Annotated in this window: 22 protein-coding genes; 10 read left to right on the top strand and 12 right to left on the bottom strand. The window is 69.3% G+C overall.

Annotation, left to right across the window (positions count from 1 at the left end):
• The first annotated feature begins 135 nt into the window (after nucleotides 1-135).
• From ABD655_RS02395 to ABD655_RS02385, 3 genes are all read left to right on the top strand, one after another.
• Entirely contained in the window at nucleotides 136-1,206 is a 1,071-nt protein-coding gene (locus ABD655_RS02395) for an Rv2578c family radical SAM protein (RefSeq protein ID WP_344711420.1), read from the top strand.
• A 119-nt stretch (nucleotides 1,207-1,325) separates the two neighbouring features.
• Nucleotides 1,326-2,564, top strand: coding sequence for a glycosyltransferase (locus tag ABD655_RS02390; protein ID WP_344711418.1), 1,239 nt, complete (start codon nucleotides 1,326-1,328; stop codon nucleotides 2,562-2,564).
• Nucleotides 2,565-2,664: 100 nt separating this feature from the next.
• Nucleotides 2,665-3,516: a VOC family protein gene (locus ABD655_RS02385; RefSeq protein WP_344711416.1), complete on the top strand. Its 852-nt coding sequence runs from the start codon at nucleotides 2,665-2,667 to the stop codon at nucleotides 3,514-3,516.
• A gap of 154 nt (nucleotides 3,517-3,670) precedes the next feature.
• Here the strand turns inward: ABD655_RS02385 and ABD655_RS02380 are convergent, their stop codons facing one another.
• A complete protein-coding gene (locus ABD655_RS02380; protein ID WP_344711414.1) occupies nucleotides 3,671-6,121 on the bottom strand; it encodes a DEAD/DEAH box helicase in 2,451 nt (816 codons plus the stop codon).
• Between the two features lie 328 nt (nucleotides 6,122-6,449).
• On the opposite strand from ABD655_RS02380, the gene ABD655_RS02375 reads away from it, so the two are divergent.
• Nucleotides 6,450-7,529, top strand: a complete 1,080-nt coding sequence (locus tag ABD655_RS02375; RefSeq protein ID WP_344711412.1) for a DUF998 domain-containing protein — start codon at nucleotides 6,450-6,452, stop codon at nucleotides 7,527-7,529.
• A 168-nt stretch (nucleotides 7,530-7,697) separates the two neighbouring features.
• A complete protein-coding gene (locus ABD655_RS02370; RefSeq protein WP_344711410.1) occupies nucleotides 7,698-8,633 on the top strand; it encodes a DUF998 domain-containing protein in 936 nt (311 codons plus the stop codon).
• A 25-nt stretch (nucleotides 8,634-8,658) separates the two neighbouring features.
• On the opposite strand, the gene ABD655_RS02365 is transcribed toward ABD655_RS02370, so the two are convergent.
• The 4 genes from ABD655_RS02365 to ABD655_RS02350 form a co-directional block, all read right to left on the bottom strand.
• The gene (locus ABD655_RS02365) at nucleotides 8,659-12,222 is read right to left on the bottom strand and encodes an efflux RND transporter permease subunit (RefSeq protein WP_344711408.1); all 3,564 of its coding nucleotides are present in this window, start codon (nucleotides 12,220-12,222) and stop codon (nucleotides 8,659-8,661) included.
• Between the two features lie 173 nt (nucleotides 12,223-12,395).
• The gene (locus tag ABD655_RS02360) at nucleotides 12,396-12,770 is read right to left on the bottom strand and encodes a fluoride efflux transporter FluC (protein ID WP_344711406.1); all 375 of its coding nucleotides are present in this window, start codon (nucleotides 12,768-12,770) and stop codon (nucleotides 12,396-12,398) included.
• The gene (locus ABD655_RS02355; protein ID WP_344711404.1) at nucleotides 12,767-13,201 is read right to left on the bottom strand and encodes a fluoride efflux transporter FluC; all 435 of its coding nucleotides are present in this window, start codon (nucleotides 13,199-13,201) and stop codon (nucleotides 12,767-12,769) included. The genes ABD655_RS02360 and ABD655_RS02355 overlap by 4 nt, the downstream gene beginning before the upstream one ends.
• 184 nt (nucleotides 13,202-13,385) lie before the next feature.
• Nucleotides 13,386-14,348: a DNA topoisomerase IB gene (locus ABD655_RS02350; protein ID WP_344711402.1), complete on the bottom strand. Its 963-nt coding sequence runs from the start codon at nucleotides 14,346-14,348 to the stop codon at nucleotides 13,386-13,388.
• Between the two features lie 320 nt (nucleotides 14,349-14,668).
• Between ABD655_RS02350 and ABD655_RS02345 the strand changes: the two genes are divergently transcribed.
• Nucleotides 14,669-14,833: a hypothetical protein gene (locus ABD655_RS02345; RefSeq protein ID WP_344711400.1), complete on the top strand. Its 165-nt coding sequence runs from the start codon at nucleotides 14,669-14,671 to the stop codon at nucleotides 14,831-14,833.
• 158 nt (nucleotides 14,834-14,991) lie between these two features.
• On the opposite strand, the gene ABD655_RS02340 is transcribed toward ABD655_RS02345, so the two are convergent.
• The gene (locus tag ABD655_RS02340) at nucleotides 14,992-15,771 is read right to left on the bottom strand and encodes a MerR family transcriptional regulator (protein WP_344711397.1); all 780 of its coding nucleotides are present in this window, start codon (nucleotides 15,769-15,771) and stop codon (nucleotides 14,992-14,994) included.
• Nucleotides 15,772-15,939: 168 nt separating this feature from the next.
• Between ABD655_RS02340 and ABD655_RS02335 the strand changes: the two genes are divergently transcribed.
• Together ABD655_RS02335 and ABD655_RS02330 are read left to right on the top strand one after the other, a co-directional pair.
• Nucleotides 15,940-16,812: a DUF4097 family beta strand repeat-containing protein gene (locus tag ABD655_RS02335; RefSeq protein WP_344711394.1), complete on the top strand. Its 873-nt coding sequence runs from the start codon at nucleotides 15,940-15,942 to the stop codon at nucleotides 16,810-16,812.
• Nucleotides 16,812-17,420: a PadR family transcriptional regulator gene (locus tag ABD655_RS02330; protein WP_344711392.1), complete on the top strand. Its 609-nt coding sequence runs from the start codon at nucleotides 16,812-16,814 to the stop codon at nucleotides 17,418-17,420. The genes ABD655_RS02335 and ABD655_RS02330 overlap by 1 nt, the downstream gene beginning before the upstream one ends.
• Nucleotides 17,421-17,435: 15 nt before the next feature.
• On the opposite strand, the gene ABD655_RS02325 is transcribed toward ABD655_RS02330, so the two are convergent.
• Nucleotides 17,436-18,008 carry a universal stress protein gene (locus ABD655_RS02325; RefSeq protein WP_378720864.1) on the bottom strand — a complete coding sequence of 191 codons (573 nt, stop codon included), beginning with the start codon at nucleotides 18,006-18,008 and terminating at the stop codon, nucleotides 17,436-17,438.
• A gap of 161 nt (nucleotides 18,009-18,169) precedes the next feature.
• On the opposite strand from ABD655_RS02325, the gene ABD655_RS02320 reads away from it, so the two are divergent.
• Nucleotides 18,170-18,346, top strand: coding sequence for a DUF3073 domain-containing protein (locus ABD655_RS02320; protein ID WP_344711389.1), 177 nt, complete (start codon nucleotides 18,170-18,172; stop codon nucleotides 18,344-18,346).
• Nucleotides 18,347-18,425: 79 nt separating this feature from the next.
• On the opposite strand, the gene ABD655_RS02315 is transcribed toward ABD655_RS02320, so the two are convergent.
• From ABD655_RS02315 to purM, 3 genes are read right to left on the bottom strand one after another with little or no spacing between them, the layout of a single operon-like run.
• Complete coding sequence (locus ABD655_RS02315; RefSeq protein WP_344711386.1) at nucleotides 18,426-19,655, bottom strand: MFS transporter; 1,230 nt, start codon at nucleotides 19,653-19,655, stop codon at nucleotides 18,426-18,428.
• Between the two features lie 58 nt (nucleotides 19,656-19,713).
• A complete protein-coding gene (gene purF, locus ABD655_RS02310; protein ID WP_344711383.1) occupies nucleotides 19,714-21,174 on the bottom strand; it encodes an amidophosphoribosyltransferase in 1,461 nt (486 codons plus the stop codon).
• 5 nt (nucleotides 21,175-21,179) lie between these two features.
• Nucleotides 21,180-22,355 (bottom strand): phosphoribosylformylglycinamidine cyclo-ligase, encoded by a 1,176-nt coding sequence (purM, locus tag ABD655_RS02305; RefSeq protein ID WP_344711380.1) that lies wholly within the window; start codon nucleotides 22,353-22,355, stop codon nucleotides 21,180-21,182.
• Between the two features lie 132 nt (nucleotides 22,356-22,487).
• On the opposite strand from purM, the gene ABD655_RS02300 reads away from it, so the two are divergent.
• Complete coding sequence (locus ABD655_RS02300) at nucleotides 22,488-23,099, top strand: zinc-binding alcohol dehydrogenase (RefSeq protein WP_344711377.1); 612 nt, start codon at nucleotides 22,488-22,490, stop codon at nucleotides 23,097-23,099.
• Between the two features lie 5 nt (nucleotides 23,100-23,104).
• On the opposite strand, the gene ABD655_RS02295 is transcribed toward ABD655_RS02300, so the two are convergent.
• Nucleotides 23,105-23,494, bottom strand: a complete 390-nt coding sequence (locus ABD655_RS02295) for a potassium transporter Trk (RefSeq protein ID WP_344711374.1) — start codon at nucleotides 23,492-23,494, stop codon at nucleotides 23,105-23,107.
• A 103-nt stretch (nucleotides 23,495-23,597) separates the two neighbouring features.
• Nucleotides 23,598-25,946 carry an HtaA domain-containing protein gene (locus ABD655_RS02290; protein WP_344711371.1) on the bottom strand — a complete coding sequence of 783 codons (2,349 nt, stop codon included), beginning with the start codon at nucleotides 25,944-25,946 and terminating at the stop codon, nucleotides 23,598-23,600.
• Between the last annotated feature and the right edge of the window lie 96 nt (nucleotides 25,947-26,042).

Genomic DNA, 26,042 nt, shown 5'->3' with positions numbered 1-26,042 from the left:
GGTTCGGGGGCCGTCACGCTCTCCATTCTGGCCTGCCGGGCGTCGCGGGTCGAGCGATCGGCCGCATCCGTCCGGATTCGGCGATCTGTGCGAGTTCATCTTGACACATATTCGAATTTCTGTTCCCATGGGAACATGCGTTGGCAGGGGCAGGAACTGGGTGTTGCGGATGCCGCGGCTCTACCCGGGCTCGAACAGCTCAATGGGCTCGTGCGGTCCGTGACGACTCCCGAGTTCGCAGACGTCACCTTTCACGAGGTGATGTGCAAGAGCGCCCTCAATCATGTCCCCGGCGCCTCGGCGATGCCGTTCGACTGGACCATCAACCCTTATCGGGGGTGCAGTCACGCGTGCGCGTATTGCTTCGCCCGGGGAACGCACGAATACCTCGAATTGGATGCAGGACGGGACTTCGACTCGCAGATCATCGTCAAGATCAACGTCGCCGACGTGCTCGAGAAGGAGCTCCGCCGCGGCAGCTGGATGCACGACGCCGTCATGCTGGGCACCAATACGGACCCGTACCAGCGCGCGGAGGGACGGTACCGGCTGATGCCGGGGATCATCTCGGCGCTGACCGAGTCGGGTACTCCGTTCTCGCTGCTGACGAAGGGCACGCTGCTGCGGCGCGACCTTCCCCTGCTGCGGGATGCCGCGGCATCCGTTTCAGTGTCCATCGCGATGTCGATCGCCGTGTTCGACGACGCACTGCAGAAGCTCATCGAACCCGGGACCCCATCGACTGCGGCTCGCCTCGACACGGTGCGGGCCGCCTCCGAAGCGGGATTCCGCGTGACCGTCTTCCTCATGCCGGTCCTGCCGCACCTGACCGACTCGATCCCGGCGCTGGACGAAGCGCTCGCGCGCATCCGCGCGGCCGGGGCGGTCCGTGTCGTCTTCGGCGCGCTGCACCTGCGGCCCGGTGCGAAGCAGTGGTTCATGGAATGGCTGCGCCGCGAGCGCCCCGAGCTGGTCTCGTCGTACCTGGGTCTTTATCCCGGCGCCTCGGCGACCGCACCCAAGGCGTATCGAGAGTGGCTGTCCAAGCGGGTGCGGCCGCTGCTGCGGGTCCACGGGCTGGACGGGCGCGCCGAAGACGACGCGCCGCGCCGATCCAGCGTGGCCGGACTCGCCGCGCGCACGACGCCGCAGTTCGTCACCACGTCGCGGGGCCGCGAGGCGCAGAGCGCCGTGCGGCTCTTCTGACCCTCGCCGCCGGCTCTGACACTGGGCGACCGCGCCGACCGGCTCTGACCGCCAGAGGGGGTGCGCGCTCGACCCGAACACGGCACGATGAAGCGGTGGCGCGGTTTCTGCTCTCAGCGATGCCCTTCACGGGACACGTCGCACCGATATGCGCCGTCGCACAGGCGCTGGTGACGCGGGGACACGACGTGCGCGTCTACACCGGCGCGGCATTCCGGCGCCGCGTGGAGTCCGCCGGTGCCGCTCTCGTGCCGTGGCAGATCGCACCGGACTTCGATGAGAACGACCTGTCGGCGACCTTCCCCCGGGTGGTCGGCAAGAAGGGCCTGGGACAGCTGCTCATCAACGTCCAGGACGTCTTCATCCGTACCGCGCCGGCGCAGGTCGAGGACCTCAGGACCGCGTGGGAGCGCACACCGTGGGATGCGATCGCCGGTGACGAGGTCTCGCTCGGCGGTGCGCTGTTCGCGGAGCAGACCGGCGGCGTCCGGGCGACCGTGGCACTGCTGCCGCTCAACCTCTCCGGCACGCACGGCCCGCCCAGCGGAATGGGGATCGCCCCGGGGCGCAATCCGTTCACCAGAACGCGGGATGCCGCGCTCCGCGCCGCGGTTCCCCTGATCTCACGACCGCTGCGTCGGCCGCTCGCGCAGGCACGCGCAGCGGTGGGGCTGCCGCCGTCCGCGCGCGCCTTCGACAAGGTGGCCTTCTCGCCCCGCCTCGTCGTGGCGAGCGGTGTCCCGCAGCTGGACTACGAGCGGACCGACCGACCACCGTCGGTGCACTTCGTCGGAGAGCTGCGAGCGCCGACGACCGTCGCGGCCGAGCTGCCCCGCTGGTGGGGAGATCTGGATGGGCGCCGGGTCGTGCACGTCACCCAGGGGACGCAGAACATCGACCCCTCCGACCTCATTCGCCCCGCGCTCGAGGCCCTCGCCGACCGAGACGTGCTCGTCGTCGTCGCGACGGGGGTCTCCGGGCGCGACGAGCTGCCGTTCGCCGTGCCGGGCAACGCGCGCGTCGCGGGGTTCCTGCCGTACGCGGAGCTTCTGCCACGCACCGACGTCGTGATCACCAACGGCGGGTGGGGTGGCGTGCTCGCTGCCCTGAGCCACGGCATCCCCCTGGTGATCGCGGGCGGTGACCTGGACAAGCCCGAGATCGCGGCCCGCGTCGCATGGGCCGGCGCGGGGGTGAACCTCAAGACGGGGACGCCGACCGCCGCGAAGGTGGCGGCCGGGTTCGACCGCATCATGGCGGATGAGTCGTTCCGGGATGCCGCCGCCCGCGTCGGCGCGGACCTGCGATCCCGCGGCGGTGCGCCGCGCGCGGCGGAGCTGCTGGAGTCTCTCGTCTGACGCGCAAGCCCCTGCCGCGGCATCCGCTCTCGTGGAAATGTCGCTCGAGGAGATGTACGCCCGATGAAGACGGGATCGCCGCTGAGTGAAGGAGAGGGTCATGGCGGACGAGTACGAGGGGCCGCGCACGTATCCGGAGGGCGTGCCGTGCTGGGTGGATGCGAAGCAGTCCGACGTGCGCGCCGGCGCGGAGTTCTACGGCGTGCTGTTCGGGTGGGAGTTCATCGAGGCGGGCCAGCCGGGCGAGGATCAGCCCTACCTGTTCGCCCAGCTCGACGGCCGCGACGTCGGCGCGCTCGAGCCGGTCGCGCCAGGCCAGCCGGGCGCCGCCTGGATCAGCTACATCGCCTGCGATGACATCGAGGACGCGTGTCTGCGCATCGAACGCGCACACGGTCTCGTCGGCGTCCCGCCTGCCGACGCCGGCCCCTACGGACGCGGCGCGCTGTGCACCGACCCGCAGGGCGCCGTGTTCGGACTCTGGCAGGCCGGGGCGCACCCCGGCTCGCAGATCGTCAACGTTCCGGGGGCCTGGAATTTCAGCGACCTTCACACACCGGATGCCGCGGCCGCCCTCGCGTTCTACGGCGAAGTCTTCGGGTGGCAGGTGGATCCTGGCCTCGGATCCGGGATGATCCGACTGCCCGGGTACGGCGATCACCTCGCGTCGACGGTCGATCCCGGCATCCACGAGCGCCAGGCCCTCGCCCCGCCGGGCTTCGCCGATGTGATCGCGGGGTTGACCGTGGACCCGCGCGCCCCCGGGGCCGCGTGGGAGATCCGCTTCAGTGTCGCGGACCGCGACAAGAGCGCGGCCGACGCGGAGCGGCTCGGGGCGACGGTGCAGTCGCGGGCGGACGGTGAATGGACGCGGGATGCCGTGATCATCGACCCGCAGGGCGCGCGTCTGGTCCTGAGCCAGTTCACTCCCCCCGACGCCGCGGGCTTCTGAGCCGTCGATGCGGTGAGTTCAGGAGAAATCGCCGGGTCAGGACGATTCCCCGCGGATCGTCCTGACCCGGCGACAACTCCTGACCCGGCGATGCGCAAACGCGAAACGCCGGGCTGCCCTCCGAAGAGAGCGACCCGGCGTTCGACGTCGTGGGCTACGCGGTGATCTCGGCAGCGGTCGGCATGCGACCGGCCAGCTCCTCGATCGTGTCGTCGCCGGGGCGGACGTTCTCGAAGGGCGCCGCGATCTCGGCTCGTTCGAGCATCTCGTTCATGCGGCGCTGACGCTGCCGCGTGATGAGCGTCACGACACGACCGGTCTTGCCCGCGCGGCCGGTGCGGCCGGAACGGTGCAGGTAGGTCTTGTACTCGTCGGGCGCATCGGCCTGGATCACCAGATCGATGTCGTCCACGTGGATGCCGCGGGCTGCGACGTCCGTCGCGACGAGCACATTCACCCGGCCCGACGTGAGGCGCTCGAGGTTGCGCGTGCGGCGGGCCTGATTGAGGTCTCCGTGCAGCGAAACGGCCGGGATCCCGATGTTCGCGAACTGCTCGGCGAGCATCTCGGCGTACGCACGGGTCCGGGCGAAGACGAGGGTCTTGCCTTCGCGGTCCACGAGCTGGTCGAGGATCTCGGCCTTGTCGCGGTGCTCGATGACAAGGACGCGGTGCTCGATCGTGCTCGAGGCCTGGTCTTCACCGGCGACCTCGTGCACCGACGGCTCGACGAGGAATTCGTCGACCAGCGACGACACCTCACGGTCGAGCGTCGCCGAGAACAGCAGCTTCTGTGAACCATCGGCGGTTTCGCGCAGGATGCGCTGCACCGGCTCGAGGAACCCGAGCTCGCACATGTGGTCGGCCTCGTCGATCACGGCGACCATCACGTCGCTGAGATCCAGCTTGCGCTGGTTGATGAGGTCTTCGATGCGACCGGGCGTGCCGATGATGATGTCGACGCCCTTCTTGAGCGCACCGACCTGGCGCGCCTGGGGCACGCCACCGTAGATCTGCGTGGTGAACAGCCCGACGCTGCGGGCGATCGGCTGGATCGTGCGGTCGAGCTGCAGCGCGAGCTCGCGCGTCGGGGCGAGGATGATCGCCTTCGGCTTGCGACCGAACTCGCGCTTCTTGCCGGCGCCGCTCTTGAGCACGTTCTCGACGAGCGGTGCGCCGAACGCGATGGTCTTGCCCGAGCCGGTGCGACCGCGAGCGAGGACGTCGCGGCCCGCGAGGATCTCGGGGATCGTCGCGGCCTGGATGGCGAACGGGGTCGCGGCACCGAGGTCGGCGAGGGTGCGGACGATATTCTCACCGAGTCCGAGCGAGCCGAAGGTCACACCATCGACGACGGTCGCCTGGACGGCCTCGGCCTGCAGGCGGTCGTGCACGACGTCGACGTGCTGCTGGTGCGCGGCAGTGCGCGTGGGCGCATTCCAGTCGCCACGATTGCCGGATGCCGCGGGGCGGCGATCGCGGTCATCACGACGGGGGCGATCGGCGTTGTACTCGCGCTTGGGACGGTCGTCCGTGGAACGCTGCGGACGATCGGTGCCGAACGAACGCGCCGGACGGTCATTGTTGTACTCACGACGGGCCGGACGCTCATCGTTCGAACGCTGCGGACGGTCGTTGCTGTAGGGCCGAGCAGGACGGTCGCCCTGCGAACGCTGCAGACGATCGGTGCCGAACGAACGCGCCGGACGCTCCGTGTTGTAGTCACGACGGGCGGGACGCTCATCGTTCGAACGCTGCGGACGGTCACTGCCGAACGAACGCGCCGGACGCTCGCTGTTGTACTCACGACGCGCGGGACGCTCATCGTTCGAACGCTGCGGACGATCGTTGCCGTACTCACGACGGGCGGGACGCTCGCTGTTGTACTCACGACGCGCGGGACGCTCATCGTTCGAACGCTGCGGACGATCGTTGCCGTACTCACGACGCGCGGGACGCTCATCGTTCGAACGCTGCGGACGGTCACTGCCGAACGAACGCGCCGGACGCTCACTGTTGTACTCACGACGGGCGGGACGCTCATCGTTCGAACGCTGCGGACGGTCACTGCCGAACGAACGCGCCGGACGCTCGCTGTTGTACTCACGACGGGCCGGACGCTCATCGTTCGAACGCTGCGGACGATCGTTGCCGTACTCACGACGCGCGGGACGCTCGTCATTCGAACGCTGCGGACGGTCACTGCCGAACGAACGCGCCGGACGCTCGCTGTTGTACTCACGACGCGCGGGACGCTCATCGTTCGACCGCGCCGGACGCTCGTCGAACGACCGCGCTGCGCGGTCGTTGTACGACGGCGCGCGGGTGCTGCGGGCCTCGTCGCGGCCGGCGCGCTGCGACGCCGTCCACCGGGTCTTCGGAGCACCGGTCTTGGAGGCACCCGTCCTGGGGCCACCGGTCCTCGGAGCGCTCGTCGGTGCGCCGTCTTCCGCAGCGCGGTATCCGCGGTGCGCCGCGCTCTTGCTGCCGGGCTTCTGGGCGGAACCCCCGCGGGCCCGGTCGTGGAACGAGGTCTTCTTCTCGCCGTAACGCGGCTCGAAGTTCTTGGCCGGTCGACCGCCGGCGGGCTTTTTGCTCTTGGGCATGGGGGATGTCCTTCTGGGTTGTCTCAAATGTGAGAACAGCACTCCACAGATCGCGGGCAGATTGCATCCGCACAGTTGACACTGCGCAGGTAGCACTGCCGCGAGGCCGCACATGCGGCACGGAGTTGCCCGGACTATCGTCGGCCGGGGGCCATTCAACGTGATGGTCGCCGGAGCGGATTCGCTCCCACCATCGGCCCCTTGGACTCACAAACCCATCCGCACAACACGTGCGGTGTCCAGAGCCGACCCTTCATCCTAGCGGATGCCGTGAAAACGAGTCTGAGAGGTCCACGCACGCGCCGTATCCCGGTTCTACACTGACGCCATGACCACCAGCACCACCGCGTCGCACTCCGGTGCGGCAGCTCCGGCACCGCCCACGTTGCGCGCCGAGTCGGAGGCCGTCTATGCCGCCGGCGCCGCGGGCGTGCTCGGTGCGGCATACGGGCTCGTCGTCTCCCTGGTCCTGCCTGATCTGCCACTCGCCAACGCCACCGGCGCGTTCGGACTGCTCGCCGCGATCGGCGCGGGCCTCGTCGCTGCGGCCGCATCGGGAACCGGCTACTGGCGATCCCGCAACCGACCTGGTCAGGAATGGCGGCGTGCGCTGCCGGCGTGGAAGTTCACGGTGAACACCATCTCCGTGGTGATCGTGCACACCGCGCTGGCCTTTCTCGTCACGTACGCGGGGTTCCGGCTGCTGGGTCTGGGCTTCATCGGCCTGCCCGTCGTCACGTTCTGGGCGATCCTGCTGATGGCCGTGACTCTGGGGCTCGCGTCCTATCTCGTGTATCTCTCGGTGTCCCGCGTGACGACACAGCGCATGTCATCGCTGCTGATGGCCTTCATCGTGATCGGCACGCTGACGGCGATGGTGACCTCGCCCGATCCCGGGTGGTGGAAGGTCCATTTCAGCCAGCTCGGCACTTTCGACGACCTCTGCAGCGTCGTCTTCAACGGCACCCTGATCGCAGGCGGCCTGCTCGTGACGACCTTCGCTGTCTACATCGCGAACGATCTGCACCAGCTGGCCGCGGAGCGCGTTCTGACCAATGCCGCTGCGCCGCGCATCGTCTCCACGCTGTTCGTGATCATGGGAGTCATGCTGGCCGGCGTCGGCATCTTCCCGGTGGATGTGAACCTCTGGCTGCACAACCTTTCGGCGTCGGGGATGGCCCTGATGTTCCTCGCACTGCTGATCGCCGGCCCCAGACTGCTGCGAGGGATGCCGCGCACCTACTTCGTGTCGGGGTGGGCTTTCCTGTTCGCAACGCTCGCCTCGGTCGTGCTCTTCGTGGTCGGCTATTTCTCCTTGACCGCGTTCGAGATCATCATCTTCGCGCTCATCTTCGGGTGGATCGCGGTATTCATCCGCTTTCTCGGAGTATCTGGCCAACGCGAATAGTACGGCTAAAATTCAGGTGAATTCACCGCGATTGATCCGAACGCGCTACATTCAACGCAAGACCGGGTGCTGCGAGGGGTGCAAACCAGTCCAACCAGTGCTGTCAATCCGGGGTAGGCGGCTGGGGCCTGGAGTATCTGCAGGGCGGGAGCGCTACCGCACCGCCTCATGAAAGGCCTGTCCATCACCGTGGCCCTGCTTGCCGACATCACGCTCGCTGGACCGAGTGTGCGCCTGCGCGCACTCACCGGACCCGTGACAGCAACTCAGGTCGGTTTTCTCACCGCCGCCGTGCTGATCGGCGGCATCCTCATCTCGATCGTCACCACCCCTGATCCGCTGTGGTGGCAGTTGCACTTCAGCCGACTGGGCACCTTCTCGGTCCTGTCGGGCTATCTCTTCAACTCCACCCTCATCGCGACCGGCGCCGGGGTCGTGGCGTTCGGGTGGAGACTGCGCATCGAGATGAAACGCCACGCGGGCACGGCCGTGCTGACGAATCGGAGGTCCGCGACCGCAGTCCCGATCCTCGTCGTGCTGATCGGCATCCATCTGTCGTTCGTCGGCATCATCCCCCAGAACACCAATGAGTTCCTGCACGACCGCGCGTCGACCGGCGCGGTGTTCTCGTTCACCGCGATCCTGTTGTCCAGCCGCTGGCTCTTGCGTGGCATGCACCGCGGAGTCGCGCGCGCCAGCCGGCGAGTGGGCATCGGGCTCGTTGTGGCCGTCAGCGTGTACGTCCCGGGTTTCATCAACCTCGCGGCCTTCGAACTGATCGGCTTCAGCCTCATCTTCTTCTGGCTGCTGTTCTTCGCACGCAGCCTCGGCCGCCACGCGGACGAGCCCCGTCGCAGCCGTCCTGCCGTTCAGCGAACGGCCAGCACGCATCACACCGTCGTGGTCGCACCGCGCGCCCACGCTCGCCGGATCCATGCCGCGGCGAGCGGTCCTTCGATGACGGCCGTGCGGCCCCGCACCGTGACCCGGCCTCGTGCGGGCGCGCGCGCCCGGCACGGCACGAACCGGGCACCGACGTCGCGTCAGCTGGATTCGGAGCACCACCGAGCCCGCAACGCAGCACCACGGGTCGATCGGCGCTAGCTCGCTGACGCCCGCGCGGCCTGTGTCAGCGCGAGCCTGCTGAATCGTCCTCGTCCCACGATGCCTCGGCGTCCGCACTGTCCGTGCGCCCCTGATCAGCGGGGGCGGGGCCGTCCTGCGCCGAGGGGTCGGCGTGGATCGTCTCGGGCTCGGCGTCCATCGGCTCGTCGCCCTCCGGCTCGGGCTCGGCAACCACGAACTCCGGCTCGTCGCCCTCCGGCTCGGGCTCGGCGACCACGGACTCCGGCTCGTCGCCCGCCGGCTCGGGCTCGGCCTGCGCCGCCAGCACGGGCTGCCCGTCCTGCGGCATCTCGATGTCCGGTCCCTCGTCGATGACCGGGACGTCGGCGTCTTCACGCGCGGCAGCGACGACCGTGGCGGGTGCGGAAGCGGCGCGCACGGCGTCCCGGGCCCTGATCTCGCGCCGCGTCAGGCCTGACTCCGTCGCGCCCACGGCTCCCACGGCGACCGGCGCCGCCGCGGGAGTGTCCTCAGCGGCATCCATCCCTCGCTGGCCCCGGGCGACGCGCCGCTCCTTCGCGCCTTCGACCACGTTGTAGAGGGTCGGCAGCACGAGCAGCGTGAGCAGCGTGGAAGAGACCAGTCCGCCGATCACCACGATCGCGAGCGGCTGCGAGATGAAACCACCGTGACCGGTGATCCCGAGCGCCATCGGTGTCAGCGCGAAGATGGTGGCCAGCGCGGTCATCAGGATCGGCCGGAGTCGTCGCGACCCTCCGGCGACGGTTGCGTCGTGCGCCGACAGTCCCTTGGTCCGGTACTGGTTGACGAGGTCGACGAGCACGATCGCGTTGGTGACCACGATGCCGATGAGCATCAGCACGCCGATCAACGACGCGACGCCCAGCGGCACGCCCGTGGCGAGCTGCAGCAGGATGGCGCCGGTGGCAGCGAACGGCACCGAGATCAGCAGCAGCAGCGGCTGGCGCAGCGACTTGAACGTCGCGACCATGACGATATAGACGATGAGGATGGCCGCGAGCAGCGCGAGACCGAGCTGGGTGAACGCGTCCTGCTGCTGCGAGATCACGCCGCCGAGCGCGGCATCAGCCGAATCGGGCAGGTCCGCGTCGGCGAGGGCCGTGTTCACCGATGCGGATGCCGTCGTCAGATCGTCCGTGGCGGGAGTGACGGTGACGGTGGCCGTGCGCTGACCGCCCTCGGTGGTGATCGAGGTCGGCCCTTCGCTCGCCTCGACCGTCGCGATCTCGGCGAGAGCGATCGGGCCACTCGCGCTCGGGACCGTCAGCTGCCTGAGCTCATCGATCGTCAGCGGAGTCTGCGAGGCCGCCAGGTACACCGTGAGCGTCGTGTCGTCGATCTCGACGGCGCCGATGCGCTGCGGCTGCATCGTGTTCGACACGAGGGCACCCACCGCGACCTCCGACAGGCCGAGCGAGGCGGCCTTGTCGCTGTCCACCACGACGGCGATGTACGGCAGAGAGGCGGACAGGTTGCTGGAGACCTGACCGATGCCCTCGGTACCCGTGACAGCGTCCACCACGGCGTCCGTCGCCTCCTGCAGCGTCGACGAGTCGGGCGCGGTGACGTCGATCTCGATGTCGCTCGATCCGAATCCGCCGCCGCCCCCGGCGACGGTGATCGTTCCGGCGTCCTCGAGATCCGCGACAGCGGACTGCACTTCCTCGCGCAGCGCGACCTGGTCGGCGTCGGGATCGGTCGTGACCGAGTAGGTGATGCCGCTGCCGCCGCCGGTGAAGGCGTCCCGCAACGCGGAGCCGCTCGAGCCGATGGACACCTGGACGGTGTCGATGCCGTCGATCTCGAGCAGGAGCGCCTCGACCTGAGTCGATGCGGCGTCCTCGGCCTCGAGGCTGGGCGCCTGGCCGATGTCCTGGGTCATCGTGAAGGTGTTCTGGCCCGAGTCGCCGAGGAAGTTCGTCTTCAGGAACGGGGCGACCGCCGCGGTTCCCACCAGGACGAGCACGGCCAGCAGCAGCGTCACCCACGAGTGCTTCAGCGTCCAGCGCAGGACCGGCAGGTAGGCCTTCTGCAGACGGCTCGGAGGAGCGTCGGGGTCCTCGGCGTCGATCTGACGGCCGTCGGCTCCGAAGATCGGCTTGCCCGGGCGCAGGAACCAGTACGCCAGCACGGGCACGATCGTCAGCGCGACGAACAGGGAGGCGGTCATCGCGATCGTGACCGTGAGCGCGAACGGCCGGAACAGCTCGCCGGTCACATCGCCGACGAAGGCGATCGGAAGGAACACGGCCACGGTCGTGATCGTCGAGGCGGTGATCGCCGCGGCGACCTCGCGCACGGCGCGCAGGATCGACTGCAGCTTGTCGGCGTCCCCGACGTAGTGGCGCTTGATGTTCTCGATCACGACGATCGAGTCGTCGACCACTCGGCCGATCGCGATGGTCAGCGCACCCAGCGTGAGGATGTTCAGCGAATAGCCGAAGGCCTGAATCCCGATGAACGTGATCAGCACGCTCGTCGGGATCGAGATCGCCGTCACCAGCGTCGCCCGCACCGACAGCAGGAAGACGAGGATGACGAGCACGGCGAAGAAGAGGCCCAGCAGGCCCTCCTGCGCGAGAGCCTCGATCGACTGCTGGATGTAGGGGGCCTGGTCGAAGACGACCGTGAACTCCGCGCCGCCGAGGCTCTGTTCCAGATCGGGCAGTGCGGCCAGCACTCCGCGCGAGACGTCGACGGTGTTGGCCGAGGGCAGTTTTGTGACGGCGATGGTGAGCGCCGGCTCGCCGTTGACGCGCGAGATCGTCGTGACCGGATCCTGGTTCTGCTCGACCGTGGCCACGTCCGCGATCGTTCGAGGTCCCGATTCGAACTGCGCGGCATCCGTCGGCACGAGGGGAAGCGCGGCGATCTCGTCGACCGACGCGATCTTCGAGCCGGTCTGCACGGTGAGGGTCTGACCGTCTTCGGTGATCTCGCCACCGGGGAACAGGACGCCGTTCTGGTCCAGCGCGTCCCGGATCGCCTGCTGCGAGTATCCCGCCTCCTCCAGCGCGGCCTGATCGGGGGTGATCGTGACGCGCTGACCGACGCCACCGACGATCTGAGCGGCATTCACTCCGACGATGTCTTCGAGCTCGGGGACGATCGCCGACTCCAGCTGCGCCTGAATGGTCTGCTCGTCGTCATATCCGGTCACCGCGAGCTGGATCACGGGGAAGTCGTCGATGCTCGCCGAGATCACGTTCGGCTCGATCCCCTCGGGGAGCTGGGACTTGATCCGGTTGATCGCCTGCGTGATCTTCTGCTCGGCCGTGGCGAGGTTGGTGCCGTACGTGAAGGATGCCTGGATGATCGACGCGTTTGTCGTGCTCGTCGCGGTGGTCGACTCCAGACCCGGAACGCCCTGGATCGCCGATTCGATCGGCACGGACACGTCGTTGCTGACGACCTCGGGGGACGCGCCCGGGTACGTGGAGACCACCACGAGCTGCGGGAACTCGATCGACGGGATCAGCTCCTGCTTCAGGCTCGTGAGCGCGAGACCTCCGAACACCGCGGCGACGATCGTGATGAGGGCGATGAGCGCACGGTTCTTGAGGCTCAGTACGGCGAGATTCGACACGGGGGCCTTCGCTGGGTGCAGTTCGGATGCCCGGGGAGTGCCGGGTCAGGATGCCGGGCACTGCCCGCGCGACCGATACGCGAATGTATCGAGTCCTCAGTATCGCATGACAGAAACCCCGGGGTGCCGCGAATCCGGGCTTCGCGAGCGCGGGCGCGCACCCCCGGCGGGTCTCAGAACCGAGCCGCGAGCGCGAGTCCGACGGCCGCGGCGACGACGCCCAGGACGAGGTTGGCGCCGGCGTTCATCCACCCTCGACGCGCGTACCCGCGACGCAGGTTCAGCACGGACTCGAGCGAGACCGTGCTGAAGGTCGTGTAACCGCCGAGCAGCCCCACCCCGAGGATCCACGCCGCCTCTGAGCCGACGAAACCGACGCCCAGACCGGTGAGGATCCCGAGCGCGAATGAGCCGGTGACATTCACGACGAGGATGCCGAGGGGGAACCGCCGCGCCTTTCCGCCGTCGACGAGGACATCGACGAGATAGCGCAGGCCCGCTCCGACGCCCCCGGCGAGTGCGGCGCCGAGGAGGGTCCACACGCTCATCTGGCGCCCTCCGGTTCGTCCGACGGCCCGCCGGTCTCGCCCCGGGGGCGCAGCGTCAGCCGCAGCCCGAGCCCCGCCGCGGCGAGGCCGAGGATCACCGAGGCGGCCGCCAGCGCGATCCCCGCGACCGGCGCCGCGCTGAGGAGAGTCGCCGTCTGCACCGCGAACGCGCTGTACGTCGTGAAGCCGCCGAGCACCCCGGTTCCCAGGAACACGCGCGCGGTGGGATGCCGGTCCGCGAGAGAGCCGACCACCAGCCCGAGCGCGAACGACCCGACGACGTTCACGACCATCGTTCCGAACGTCAGCGCAAGCGTGGACGACCGGTCCGAGAACGGCAGGAGCAGCAGTTCGCGGGCCGCCACGCCGATGACACCGCCGAGGAAGACAGCGCCGAGCATGCGCACATCGGGAACGGGTCGGCGCGGCACGGCCCCACCTTATGCCCGCGCTGCCCTGCGCCCCCGCTGCCCCGCGCCCGCGCTGCCCCCGCGCCCGCGGGGCGTCGGTCACGGCATCCGGCCTCTCCGCCTGTTCACTTGCCCTGTTCGTACGCCGGAGCGCCCCTTGGGCGTACATCCAGGGCAAGTGAACAGAGCTGAACGGCCGGCGGAGTCAGCCGATGAGCAGGCGCTGGATCGCGGACTCCGGCGACACACCCAGGTCCAGCAGCCTGCCGCGCTCGTACGCGGTGAAGACGCCGGGGTCGATGTAGCTGCCCCGTGCCACGGCGGGCGTATTGCCGAGCGCCTCGGACGTCGCCCGCACCGCGAGCGCCTCGGCCCGTTTGCGGTCCTTCGCCGTGTCGACGGTACCGATGCGGGCGAGTGCCTCGGCGGCGAGGATGGTGCCGCGCAGGGTGCGGAAGTCCTTGGCGGTGAACGCGCCCCCGGTCAGCGAGCGCACGTGCGAGTTGACGTCCGCGGGCGTGAGCGGCACCCGCCGGTTGCCCCGGCGGTAGGCCAGAAGCGGGGAACGCGGGCGTCCGCCGCTCAGCTCGAGAATCACCGCCGCGAGTTCCTCATCGTCGATCTCGATGTACGCGCGCTTGCCGCTCTTGCCCGGAAACGACAGGGTGATCAGGGATGCCGCGACCGCAGCATCCCGTCGCTGCAGGGTGGTCAGACCGCGACTGCCGTGCTGCTCGAGATAGCGCGCCGACCCGATCCGCGGGGCAGCCTCGTCGAGCAGCCGGAACGATGCCGCGAGCACCCGTTCGCGATCGAGGTCGTCGCGGCGCAGCGCGCTGGTGACCCGCCCCCGCGCGCGGGGCAGCGCCGCAGCCAGGTCGAGCGCGCGGGAGAACTTGCGGCGGTCCCGGCGTTCGCGCCATCGCGGGTGATACAGGTATTGGCGTCGCCCCGCGTCATCGACTCCGACGGCCTGGATGTGCGCGTTCGGGTCGACGGCGATCCACACGTCCTCCCAGGCCGGCGGGATCACGAGATCGTGGATGCGCTGCCGATCCGCGGGGGGCGCGGCCGATCCGCTCATGTCGGCGTAGCGGAAGCCGCTTCCGGCCCGGATCCGTCGATAGCCGGGGTCTTCTCCCGGGCGCACCCGGATCAGTCGTGCCACGTCGCCTCTTGTCCTGCGTCGTCGTTGCCGGGAGCGGTCGGTGATCGCCCAGGAGCGTGATCTTCTCCTCGATCGTGTCGACGGTACGGCGGGCGGATGCCGCATCCGAAGGGGTTGACAAGATCACAGGCCCGGAACATGGCTCCCCCTTCCCCCGCTGAACGCCCGTTCCTGGGAGTCCGCTGTGCGCGTAGCATCGCCTCCGACCGCGCGTCAAGCCCCTCCCCTGTGCACGCGCGGAGTGGCATTCTCTTAGCCGTGCCTCTTGTGGCATCCGGGTCGCGCCACTTCGCTATCCGGCGACAGAAGGAGAAGCCTCCATGAACCTCGCCCTCATCATCATCATCGTCATCGCGGTCATCCTCGCGATCTTCGGTGGCCTGAACTCAGCGCTGAGCTGGCTCCTCTGGGTCGCCATCATCGTGGGAGTCATCGCGCTGATCGTGTTCCTCTTCCGAGTCATCAGCGGCAACCGCCGCACGTGAGTCGTGGGTCGGTCATGACGACCGACCTCGCTCCCCCAGGAGAGCGGATGCCGCATTCCGACGGTTTCGTCGGAGTGCGGCATTCGCCGTCTTCCGAGCGGTGGATGCCGTGTCCCGGCTGAGGCGGGAACGCGGCATCCGTCGCCCTGATCGTCGCGCTACAGGTTCGCCTCCGCGTAGCTGCGGAGTGCGTCGCGCACGAACTCCGCGCCGGCCGTGCCACCCTCGCTCGTGCGATAGTTCGCTCCGAAACGCTCGTCCGCGACGTACATCTCGCCGAGCCCGATGACGTAGGCCTTGACGTCGCCGCCGGGCGCCGCGGCCGGCGTGCCCGGAATACCCGTCAGCCACTCGACGTGGCGTCTCGCGAGCGTCGCGGCCTCCGCACTGTCGGGCGCGATGCCGCGTTCGGCCGCAGCGATCCAGTCGCGGCCGAGGTCCGCTGCACGTCGCGTCCACTCCGCCTTCTCGCCGTCGCTCATGCCACGCCACCAGCGGTCGCCGTCGGCGTAGGCCTTCTCGCCCCAGCGCTGTTCGACCTCGTCCTGATACTGCGTGTGGTCGAAGCCGTCGAACATGTCTTCTGCCATGAGTCGTTCACCTCCCTTCACTGCGTCGATGGTCAGCTGCACCGACGCGATCTGTCGGGTCAGCCGGTCCTGCTCCTGCTTCAGCCACGCGAGGTGGCCGGTCAGCGCCTCCTCCTGCGCCACCTCCCTGTCGAGCACGTCGCTGATCTGGGAGAGGCCGAGACCGAGGTCCCGCAGCAAGAGGATCCGCTGCAGCCGCACCAGTGCGTCCTGGTCGTAGTACCGGTACCCGTTCACGCCGATGCTCGACGGCGGGAGGAGCCCGATCTGCCCGTAGTGGCGCAGCGCGCGACTGGTGGTGCCGGCGGCCTTCGCGATCTGTTGGATCGACCATTCTTTGATTTCCACGGCTCTTCCCTCCCTGCCGATCAGGCTAAAGGTTGACGTGGCGTCAAAGTCAAGCGGGGAACTCTGGGTGTTTCCCGAACCCTCTTGACATCAACGCGATATATCGTGTTCCATGGCGTCATCGCGATATATCGTGACTTACCTTCCGAATGGAACTCAGGAGCAGACATGACCCTCGAGAAGTGGATCATCCACCCGGGCGAAACGCGCGTCATCGACATCGAGACCGTGCGCAAGCTCAAGATCAGCCTCATCGGAGGCCAGGTAGACGTCATCGGCCACGACGAGCCGGGCGCGCGCATCGAAGTGCACGGCGTGACCATCAAGGACCTGCGCATAGAGGTGGTCGGAGACGTCGTCGAGATCGACCACCCGCAGCTGCGATGGGACAACTTCCTCGAGGTGTTCCGCAACTTCGGTGCGGGCGGCCCGAAGGCCGAGATCAGCGTCGCCGTCCCCCGCGAGGTGGCACTGAACCTCGGTGTGGTCAGCGCGAGCGCGCTGGTCTCCGGCATCCGTCACGACACCCGGCTCAACACGGTCTCGGGCGACATCATCGTCGACGGCCTGACAGGCGACCTCACGGTCAACGCTGTCTCCGGGGACGTCCAGATCCGTGAGCTCGTCGGTGCACTGAGCGCGAACAGCGTGTCGGGCGACGTCGCCGCAACGGGCGCGATCCGCAAGGCGACGATCGACACCGTCTCGGGCGCGACGCTCGTCGATACGAGCGGCGAAGCCCACCAGGTCGGCCTCAACACCGTCAGCGGCAACTCCACGGTGCGCTTGGACGAAGGACGGCCCGCGAACTTCGTCGTGCGCAGCGTCAGCGGCCGCGTGCAGGTGGACGGCGTGGTGCGCTCGGGCAAGGGCACCGGCCCGACGACGAACTTCGCCGGTGCGGTCGGCGAGCTCAGCGGCTCATTCGTCGACGTCCGCGCGAACTCGGTCTCGGGCGATGTCACCGTGCTGCGCCGGGCATCCGAGGATGCCTCGGACAGAGCGGTGGATGCCGCCGACGACGCCGAGAAGGAGTGGTGATGGCACCCGTCTTCTCGCATGGCGACCTGCGTCTGTACCTGCTGAGCCTGCTCGATGAGGGGCCGCGGCACGGCTACGACATCATCCAGGCGCTCTCGGATCGGACCGGCGGCACGTACACCCCGAGCGCCGGCACGATCTATCCGCGCCTGGCCAAGCTCGAAGAGGAGGGCCTGGTGTCCAAGAGCGTAGACGGTCGCAAGACCGTCTACGAGATCACGGATGCCGGACGCGCAGAAGTCGCCGCACGGACCGGTGACCTGGAAGGCATCGAAGCGGGGTTGACGGACTCGGTCCGCCTCATCGCCGACGAGGTCCGCAGCAACGTGCGGGAGGCGATGAAGAGCCTCCGCGCAGACCTCGCCGCGGCCACCCGCGAAGAGCGCTCCACAACGCGCCAGACGCCCAGAAACGACGAGCCGCGCACGGCCAGCCGCGAGCAGATGCACCGAGCGGATGCCGCGATCAACGAGTTCCGTGCGCGCGTGCGCACGGACCTGCGCTCGCACGTCGCGCGCGGCGGTGAGCTGGCGGCATCCGTGATCGACGATCTGATGGCGTCGCTGGACGGTGTCGCCCGCGAGATCACGCGTTCCCTGCGGCGCTGAGCGGGTGGCCCGACCTCAGCCGGGCCAGATCTCCTCGTCGTCCGGCACGGGCTCCCCGAGCGGGACGACGAGGATCGGCCGGTGCTGCCGATGCGCCAGCCGCGCGGCGACCGAGCCGGTGAAGAACTCCCGGATCGACTCGCCGAGGCCGCGCTTGCGCGTGCCGACCACGAGCAACCGCGCCTCGACCTGATCGGCCAGCTGCTTCATCGCCAACGCGGGGTCGCCCACGAGCTGCTGGACGCTCCACGGGATCTCGGCCCGCTCGAGAACAGCGGCCGCCTCCGCCGTGACGAGGGCGAGGTCGCTCTCGCCCGCCGCCACGTTGATGTCGATCGGCGCCGAGTGCACGTAGCCGTCCGGATCCTCGTAGGTGATGAAGCGCGTGACGTCCACGTGCACGACCACGAGCGGCGCGTTGAGCAGCTTCGCGTAGCGCGCGGCCTCCTTGAGCACACGCGCCGGGAGGCCCGGCACGACTCCGACGAGCACCGCGCCGCGCAGAGCCTCCGCCTCCGCCTCCGGGACGGGCAACGGCTCGCCCCCGGCATCCGCGCCCTGCATGCTGTCGGATGCTTCGTCGGCCATCTGTCCCGCCTTCTCCGTGCGTGGCCGGAGCGGTCTGCGCGCAGGGCTCCGTGGTATCCTGAATGCTACTCTTACCGGCCTCGAGCCGGTTTCGTGAATGCCCGGGTTGATGCGGCGGAATGCCCCGCACGGCCCGTTACTCAGAAATGAGGGGGTCTCGCATGGGGCGTGGCCGTCAGAAGGCGAAGCACACCAAGATCGCTCGCGAACTCAAGTCCTACAGCCCGACCGTCAACTACTCGGCGCTGGAGAAGGAACTGGGTCACCCCGACGACGAGCAGTTCGTCGACAAGTGGGCCGACCAGTATGCCGACGAATACGAGGGCGAGAAGGCGTAGTCCTCGCGCCCGCTGATCTCGCTCCGGGCTCCCGCCGCCCGTAGCGTCGGGCCGCGATCATCTACGGTGACCCTCACGGTCACCACGTTCCGTGACGGCGTTCCCACGCGTCCTCGATCGTGACCCGTCGCGCGACGACGACACCGGCCGGGATCGCTGCCGCGACCACGCACGCGAGCACGAGAAGAGGGGCCGTCCAGGAGTCGGTCGCATCGTGCAGCAGCCCGATGCCCACCGGGAACACCGCCACGATCGCGTACCCGATGCTCTGCACGAACCCGCTGAGCGCGACCGAGCCCTCGTGGGTGCGCGCGCGCAAGCCGAGCAGAACGAGCGTCAGGGGGAACAGCAGCGGCTCCAGGCCCAGCAGTGCGACCCAGAGCCACGGCGCTGCCTGGGGTGCAAGGAGCAGGCCGGCGATCGCGGTCATCCCGGCGACGACGGCCACGCCGAACAGCAGCCGCGTCGCGTGATAGCGGGTCACCAGTAACGGCACGAGCAGCGAGGCCGGCAGACCCATGGCGGCGAACAGCGCGAGCAGCGCGCCGGCGGCGGCGGGGCTGACGCCCGCCGTGTCGACCAGCAGTTGCGGCAGCCAGGCGAACGAGGTGTACGCGATGGTGCCGGCGGCGAGGAAGCCGACCGCCAGCGCCCACGCCAGCGGCAGTCGCCACATGCGGCCGAACACCCGCGGGTTCGGCGGCTCGATGTCTTCGTCCGCAGCGCCGGCGCGTTCGCGCACCAGCATCCCGATCCACGGGATCAGTGCCAGGCCCGCGAAGACCGCCCACATTCCGAGCGAGAATCCCCAGCTCGTCGCGTCCGCCACCGGCACCGCGATCAACGGAGGCGTGAGCGTCGCGACCGCCATGGTCGTCGTGTAGATCGTCGTCACCAGGCCGATGCGGTCGGGGAAGTACTTGCGCACCAGCGGCGGCAGCAGGATGTTGCCCACTCCGACCGCGGCGAAGATCAGGACCGTCCCCAGCAGGAGCCCCAGAGGATCGGCGGCGAGACCGCGCAGGACCATTCCGACGGTCACGACCACGATCGCCAGCACGGTCAGTCGCTCGAGTCCCAGCCGGCGCTCGAACAGCGGCGTCAAGATGCCGAAGACGGCGTAGCAGACCGGCGGGGCCGTGCCGATGAGCCCGATGATCGCCACGGGCATCGCGAAGTCGACCGTGATGTGGTCGATCAGGGGCGAGAGCGAGGCCACGGCGGAGCGCAGCGAGAACGCGAAGAGAACGATGCCGACGAGGACGAGAGTCCTACCCTGCCAGAGCGGGCGGGCAGAAGTCGGTGTCACTGCTCAAGCTTAGGCGCGCTGCGCAGGATGACCCTCCCGCTGCTCGCGCCGGCTGGTATCAGCTTTCCTGCGAGCCTTCGATCCAGGCCAGGTACTCCTCGGACACCGTGCCGGTGACGTACCGGCCGTCGAAGCAGCTCATGTCAAGATCGTCCACGTCGGAACCCTCGAGGATCGCCGCCTTGAGGTCTTCGACCTCCTGGTAGACCATGAAGTCCGCGCCCAGCTCCCGGGCGATCTCCGGGATGGTGCGTCCGTGCGCGACGAGCTCGTGGCGCGAGGGCATGTTGATGCCGTACACGTGCGGATAGCGCACCGGGGGCGCAGCCGAGGCGAACGTGACACTCTTGGCCCCGGCATCCCGGGCCATCTGGATGATCTCCTTGCTCGTCGTGCCGCGCACGATGGAGTCGTCGATCAGCAGCACGTTCTTGCCCTTGAACTCGCTGGACATCGCGTTCAGCTTCTGGCGCACGCTCTTCTTGCGCACCGCCTGGCCGGGCATGATGAACGTGCGACCGACGTAGCGGTTCTTGTAGAAGCCCTCGCGGTACTCGAGGCCGAGCTTGCGTGCCACCTGCATCGCCGCCGGACGAGCCGAGTCCGGGATGGGCATGACGACGTCGATGGTTCCGCGCGGCGTGTACTTGGCGATCGTGTCGGCGAGACGCTCGCCCATCCGAAGCCGCGCTTCGTACACGGAGATCCCGTTCATGATCGAGTCGGGCCTCGCCAGGTACACGTACTCGAACGAGCACGGGACCAGGCGTGCGTCCGCGACGCACTGCCGGCTGTGCAGGTGGCCGTCGAGGTCGATGAAGACCGCCTCGCCGGGCAGCACGTCCCGCACGACGTCGAACCCGCCGTTCTCCAGCACCAGCGACTCGGAGGTCACGATCCACTCGTAGGAGCCGGCATCCGTCTTGCGGGTGCCGATGATGAGGGGGCGGATGCCGAACGGATCACGGAAGGCGAGCAGCCCGTATCCGGCGATCAGGGCGATGGCCGCGTACGACCCCTCGACGCGCTCGTGCACGCGCGAGACCGCCTGGAAAACCTGTTCGGGATCCAGGTCGAGGCCCGAGATGGAGGCCTGCAGCTCGTTCGCGAGCACGTTGACCAGCAGTTCGGTGTCGCTCGAGGTGTTCAGGTGCCGGCGATCCTTGTGGAAGAGCTCGTCGGTGAGCTCGCGCGTGTTGGTCAGGTTGCCGTTGTGCACGAGCACGATGCCGTAGGGGGCGTTCACGTAGAAGGGCTGCGCCTCTTCTTCGCTGGATGCCGTGCCCTTGGTGGCATAGCGCACATGCCCCAGTCCGATCGTGCCCAGCAGGGTGCGCATGTCGCGCGTGCGGAAGGCCTCGCGCACCATCCCGCGCTCCTTGTGCACGTGGAAGGTGCCGCTGGGCTCCGCCGTGGCGATGCCGGTCGAATCCTGCCCGCGGTGCTGCAGCAGCAGCAGGGCGTCGTAGATCTCCTGGTTGACGGAGCCTTGCCCGACCATTCCGACGATGCCGCACATAGGTTCTAGCTCGCTCCGCCGTCATGTGAGTTGTTGCCGCTGTATGTCCCGACCAGTCGCACGGCGCCGCCGTCGACGCCCTTGGCGCCCTGCTCGAAACTCCCGTGCGCGTCGACCGGCGGCGCACCGTCCTGGACGACCCCGACCTGCCAGGTCGCGATGCCGTCGTGCGCCAGAGCGGATGCCGCGGCATCCGCGTCCTCGGCGGCCACGATCGCCACGAATCCGATGCCGAGATTCCAGGTGCCCTCGGTAGCCTCGAGTGCGAGTCCGCCGAGATCGGCGAGCACTCGGAACACGGGCGGCGGCGACCAGGTCGACCGGTCGAGGTCGACCCAGGTGCCCTGTGGCAGAACACGCGCGAGGTTGGCGGCGATGCCGCCTCCGGTCACATGGCTGAGCGCGTGGATGCCGCCGCCGAGGTCGTGGATGGCTCGCAGGAGCGGCGCCGTGTACAGGCGCGTGGGCTCGAGCAGCGCTTCGCCCCACGTCGTGCCGAAGTCCGCGGCCGAATCGCCGTACTGGATGCCGGACCGCGCCACGATGTGGCGGACGAGCGAGTAGCCGTTGGAGTGCAGGCCGCTGGAGGCCAGGGCGAGGACGACATCACCGGGGCGGACCCGATCGGCGCCCAGGACGCGATCGGCCTCGACGACTCCGGTCGCCGCGCCGGCCACGTCGTAGTCGTGGAGCCCGAGCAGCCCGGGGTGCTCGGCGGTCTCGCCGCCGACCAGGGCCGTGCCGGTCTCGGAGCAGCCCCGCGCGATGCCCGCGACGATGTCGGCGATGCGCTCGGGGAAGACCTTGCCGCACGCGATGTAGTCGGTCATGAAGAGGGGCTTCGCCCCGACCACGACGATGTCGTCGACGACCATGCCGACCAGGTCGAGCCCGATCGTGTCGTGCTTGTCGATCGCCTGTGCGATCGCGACCTTCGTGCCGACACCGTCGGTGCTCGTCGCCAGAAGGGGGTGCGCGTAGTCGCGCAGAGCCGACGCGTCGAAGAGCCCGGCGAAGCCGCCGACGCCCCCGAGGACTTCGGGACCGTGCGTGCGGCGGACTGCGGTCTTCATCAACTCGACCGCGAGGTCGCCGGCAGCGGTATCGACGCCGGCTTCGGCATAGGGGTTCGCTGAGGCGCTTCCGTGCGCGGAAGAGGCATCGCGGGAGGGGGAGGCCACGATCCCAGCCTACCGGCGGCCCGGCTGAGCGGATCCCCGATGCCCGGCGGATCCCCGCTGCGCGCGTTCCCGCCGCGCGCCCGTCCGCGAGCTCACCGGGCGGGTGTCGGCAACCCGCCGTAGACTTGAGCCATGGGCGGTGGTGGTGCTCCGGAGTGGCTGATCCGCGAGGACGCGGGCCAGCCGGTCCTGCTTGCGCTCTATCTGCGGCAGGTTCTGGGGATCCGCTCCCCCGATGAGCTGCCGCATCTGCGCGGCATCCCCGCGCGGGTGAACGACCGCTCCGAGGACGCGCAGGCGCTTCTGGAACGCCAGTGGCGCGAGTTCTGGGCCATGACGGTCGAGCCGACCGCGCATCCCTCGCCGGTGCCGCTCGAGCTGGTCGACGGATTCGAGACGCTGGTCGCGCTGCCCGCTGAGGGGTCAGAGGTGCTGCGCGAGGCGATAACCCCGTACGCCGCCGAAGCGCTGGCGTTCTCGCAGTCCGCCCACGAGCGATACCGCAAGGATGCCGCCGCCAAACCGGGCGTCTCGTACCGCGCCTATGCGAGCGCGATCGCCGAGCACGAGCGCCAGGTGGGTCGCCGGGCGCACTCGTTCGAACTCAACGTGCAGGTGCTGCCGTTGGCCCAGCGCGGCGTGTGGTGGATCGGGTCGCTCACCATCGCGGTGACCGACAGCCTGCGCGGCGACGTCGTCGCGTTCGACGCGGCGATCCACCCGATCATCGCCGAGCTCGCGTAGCGGCGTCAGTCCTCGACGTGGATCGTCTCGCGGTCCACGGTCACTTCGCGCGTGCGGCGGGCGAGAACGCGATCGAGGATCAGCGCGGTCACAGCGCCGACGACCAGGCCCGCGGTGATGCAGATCAGCGCGAGGAACCCGAAAACCTGCCCCTGCGAGTAGATCATGCCCGTATTCGGGCTGGTGTCGGCGGTGCCGTCGGAGGCGAAGGTGAGGATGAGCGCGACCAGCAGGCCGAGGCCGGCCCCGGCGATCAGGAACACCGCATACTTGGGCGCGCGCCGTACGCGCACCGTCTCCACGCGGGGTGCCACCGTCGCGTGCGGGTCTCGCTGTGCGTCCGTCGGGGGGGATGCCGTGGCATCCGGTTCGGGAGTCTGCGCCGGTTCGGCCATACGTCCATTGTCTCACCCGACCGGGCCGTCCGGCGTCGGTGCACGCGCCGCGAACGCCGGCACAGGGGTCCCCCGCTGATGAGCGGGGCACCCCTGTCCCGGATCAGACCCGCGCGGTCCGGCGGCGCATGACGTACACGCCGGCGCCGAGGACGAGCATTCCGACACCCAGCCAGAGCGCATCCACGGGCGCCTCGCCGCCGGTGGCGGCGAGCGCGGCGGACGTCGCCGCGTCGCACGGGACCTCGGCTCCCAGCGGGAAGGAGAAGGTCACCGGATCCAGCGCCGTGCCGGCGGTGTAAAACCCCGCGAAGGCGTCGGCTCCGGCCGCGGTCAGGGTGGCCGCCGCGTTGTTCCAGCCGATACGCGAGCCGGTCTCCGCGGCCGCGGGCAGCGACAGGGTCGCGAACACCACACTGCTCGACTCGATCCCCGGAGAGCCGTTGTACGCCGTCGACTGCACCCCCACGATCAGGGACGCGGAATTCGCGCTGTGAACCTGGATGCGCGGGTTGGAGATCGTGATGTCGAGCGTTCCCCCGTGTCCGGTGAAGGACATGGACCCGCCGAAGCTCACGCGGCCGCGGTCGTCCTGCGTGTTGTATGAACCGGAGCCGGAGCCCCAGCCGCCCAAGAACGAGCCCTTCGCGATGCCGCCCGCGATGTAGTCGCGGAAGCTCTGCTTCACGCCCCACTCGATGCTCGCGCCCGAGACGGCGCGCGCGACGCACGCCGGTTCGGCCGATGCCGCCGGCGCAGGTGGGACGGGCACGATCGCCGTCGCAGTGACGGTCACCGGAGCCGACGCGCTGAGATCTCCCGCCGTGGCGACCACGGTGTGCACGCCCGGTGCGAATGACGCGGGGATCGACCCCGTGACGCTGAACGCCCCGCTGTCGTCCGCGGCAGCCGCGCCCAGCGTGATCGGCTCCGAGTTCATCGTCACCGTCACGGTCTGACCGGCGGGGAATCCCACGCCATCGACGGTGAGGGCACCGCCCTGCGGGACCGAGTCGGCGTTCAGGCGGATCGCCGCACCGGCGCCGGGACGATCCCCCACGTAGTCCACTGCGACCGACCGTTCCTGAGTCGCGTTCGAGACACCGCCGGCGCCGTACGTGTACACGCCCCAGTTGCCGTCGGCGAGGCCCGATGCGAAGTCCTGCGCCGTGAGCGTCGCCGAGAACGCGCCGTCCTCCGACAGTTCGGTCCACTGCGCGCGGATCGCGCCCTGGTACTGAACGGGCACCTGGTCGAGCACGGATTCGGCGAGCGCCCACACCTGCGAGACCACCTTGCGCGTGCCGCTGGCGGCCGATGCCGAGGGCTTCCACGCATCCAGGAAGGAGCCCAGGACGACGTAGGTGCCCTGTGGCAGGGTGTTCGGGATGGGGACCCCGCGACCGCCGACGTTCGCGGTGGGGTCGAATCCGCTCCCACGGACCACGAGCGCGTCGTCCGTGTACACCGGCTGCCCGGTGTACGGCGTCACACCGTCGGCGAGGAACACCGCGATCGACGGGTCGAGGACCGGCTGCCCGGGCTGCGCCGGCTCAGCCGTCACGGTGTGCGGGACGGTTGCGGACGCCGAACCGGTGAAGGCCGCGGCATCCGTCGGGGCGAACGTCGCACTGAACCCGTGAGCGGCCGCCGTGGCCGGGTGGACGGCGAACGTCGCGGTGCCGGCGGTGACCACCACCGGCGCCCCCAGCGGGCTGCCCGAGTCGAAGAACGTGACCGACCCTGCGGCGGCCGGGGCCACCGTCGCGGTCAACAGGATCTCGGCGCCGGCGACGGATGCGCCGGCGGGTGCGACGGAGAGCGAGGTCGATGTCCCGGTCGGCGCGGCGACGGGGGCGTCGTAAGTGAGCGAGAAGCCCAGGTCGTCCATCGCGTCGCCGGCGGCGTAGGAGCCTCCGAAGGCCGCGGCCCCGTCAGCGGTGAAGGCTACGCCGGACCCGGTGAGCGTCACCGTGGATTCCGCTCCGGTCGTCGGCGTGCTGACCGAGACGGAGGAGATCGTCGCGCCGAGAACTACGGCGCCGCCGCTGCCGGCCGACCAGTACACGCTGCCCGCGCCTCCCGCGAAGTCCACCCGCGGGTCGGTGACCGCGATGTCGATGCCGTGCGAGGGAACGGCGAACTGCACGCTCCCGCCGAACTGGACCGAGCCCTCGGCAGCGCCCGGGTCGAAGCTGGCGGCCGCAGGGGACCAGGTGTAGCCGCTGTCGTTCGACATCGCCCCGCCGGAGGCGGTCGCGGTCCCGCCGAAGTTGGCGACGTAGCTGCGCCAGCTGGATTTGAATCCCCACGAGAGCGCCGACGCCGCGGCGTCCGCTCCGGCAGCCTGCGCGGGCGCGGCCACGCCGACGAGTGCCGCCGTCGCGATGAGCGCGCCGGTCAGCACGGTCGCCAGCGCCTGCCGGAGCGACGCCTTTCGGTTTCTTCTCACGGTGTCGTCCTCCACGGGTCGGGGTGCACGCAATCGGCGCGGGTAGTTAGCTTAGGCTTACCTTACTAGTACCTGTGACCCCGCCGTGAACGCGCT

The sequence above is a fragment of the Microbacterium terregens genome (genome assembly GCF_039534975.1).
Lineage (GTDB): Bacteria > Actinomycetota > Actinomycetes > Actinomycetales > Microbacteriaceae > Microbacterium > Microbacterium terregens.
The sequence above is the reverse complement of the archived record's forward strand: the minus strand, read 5'-3'. Positions and strand labels throughout refer to the sequence as shown.

Coding starts and splice junctions, on each gene's coding strand:
- ABD655_RS02395 (WP_344711420.1), top strand. CDS start 136: ATGCGTTGGCAGGGGCAGGAACTGGGTGTTGCGGATGCCGCGGCTCTA.
- ABD655_RS02390 (WP_344711418.1), top strand. CDS start 1,326: ATGCCCTTCACGGGACACGTCGCACCGATATGCGCCGTCGCACAGGCG.
- ABD655_RS02385 (WP_344711416.1), top strand. CDS start 2,665: ATGGCGGACGAGTACGAGGGGCCGCGCACGTATCCGGAGGGCGTGCCG.
- ABD655_RS02380 (WP_344711414.1), bottom strand. CDS start 6,121: ATGCCCAAGAGCAAAAAGCCCGCCGGCGGTCGACCGGCCAAGAACTTC.
- ABD655_RS02375 (WP_344711412.1), top strand. CDS start 6,450: ATGACCACCAGCACCACCGCGTCGCACTCCGGTGCGGCAGCTCCGGCA.
- ABD655_RS02370 (WP_344711410.1), top strand. CDS start 7,698: ATGAAAGGCCTGTCCATCACCGTGGCCCTGCTTGCCGACATCACGCTC.
- ABD655_RS02360 (WP_344711406.1), bottom strand. CDS start 12,770: ATGAGCGTGTGGACCCTCCTCGGCGCCGCACTCGCCGGGGGCGTCGGA.
- ABD655_RS02345 (WP_344711400.1), top strand. CDS start 14,669: ATGAACCTCGCCCTCATCATCATCATCGTCATCGCGGTCATCCTCGCG.
- ABD655_RS02335 (WP_344711394.1), top strand. CDS start 15,940: ATGACCCTCGAGAAGTGGATCATCCACCCGGGCGAAACGCGCGTCATC.
- ABD655_RS02330 (WP_344711392.1), top strand. CDS start 16,812: ATGGCACCCGTCTTCTCGCATGGCGACCTGCGTCTGTACCTGCTGAGC.
- ABD655_RS02325 (WP_378720864.1), bottom strand. CDS start 18,008: ATGGCCGACGAAGCATCCGACAGCATGCAGGGCGCGGATGCCGGGGGC.
- ABD655_RS02320 (WP_344711389.1), top strand. CDS start 18,170: ATGGGGCGTGGCCGTCAGAAGGCGAAGCACACCAAGATCGCTCGCGAA.
- purF (WP_344711383.1), bottom strand. CDS start 21,174: ATGTGCGGCATCGTCGGAATGGTCGGGCAAGGCTCCGTCAACCAGGAG.
- ABD655_RS02300 (WP_344711377.1), top strand. CDS start 22,488: ATGGGCGGTGGTGGTGCTCCGGAGTGGCTGATCCGCGAGGACGCGGGC.
- ABD655_RS02295 (WP_344711374.1), bottom strand. CDS start 23,494: ATGGCCGAACCGGCGCAGACTCCCGAACCGGATGCCACGGCATCCCCC.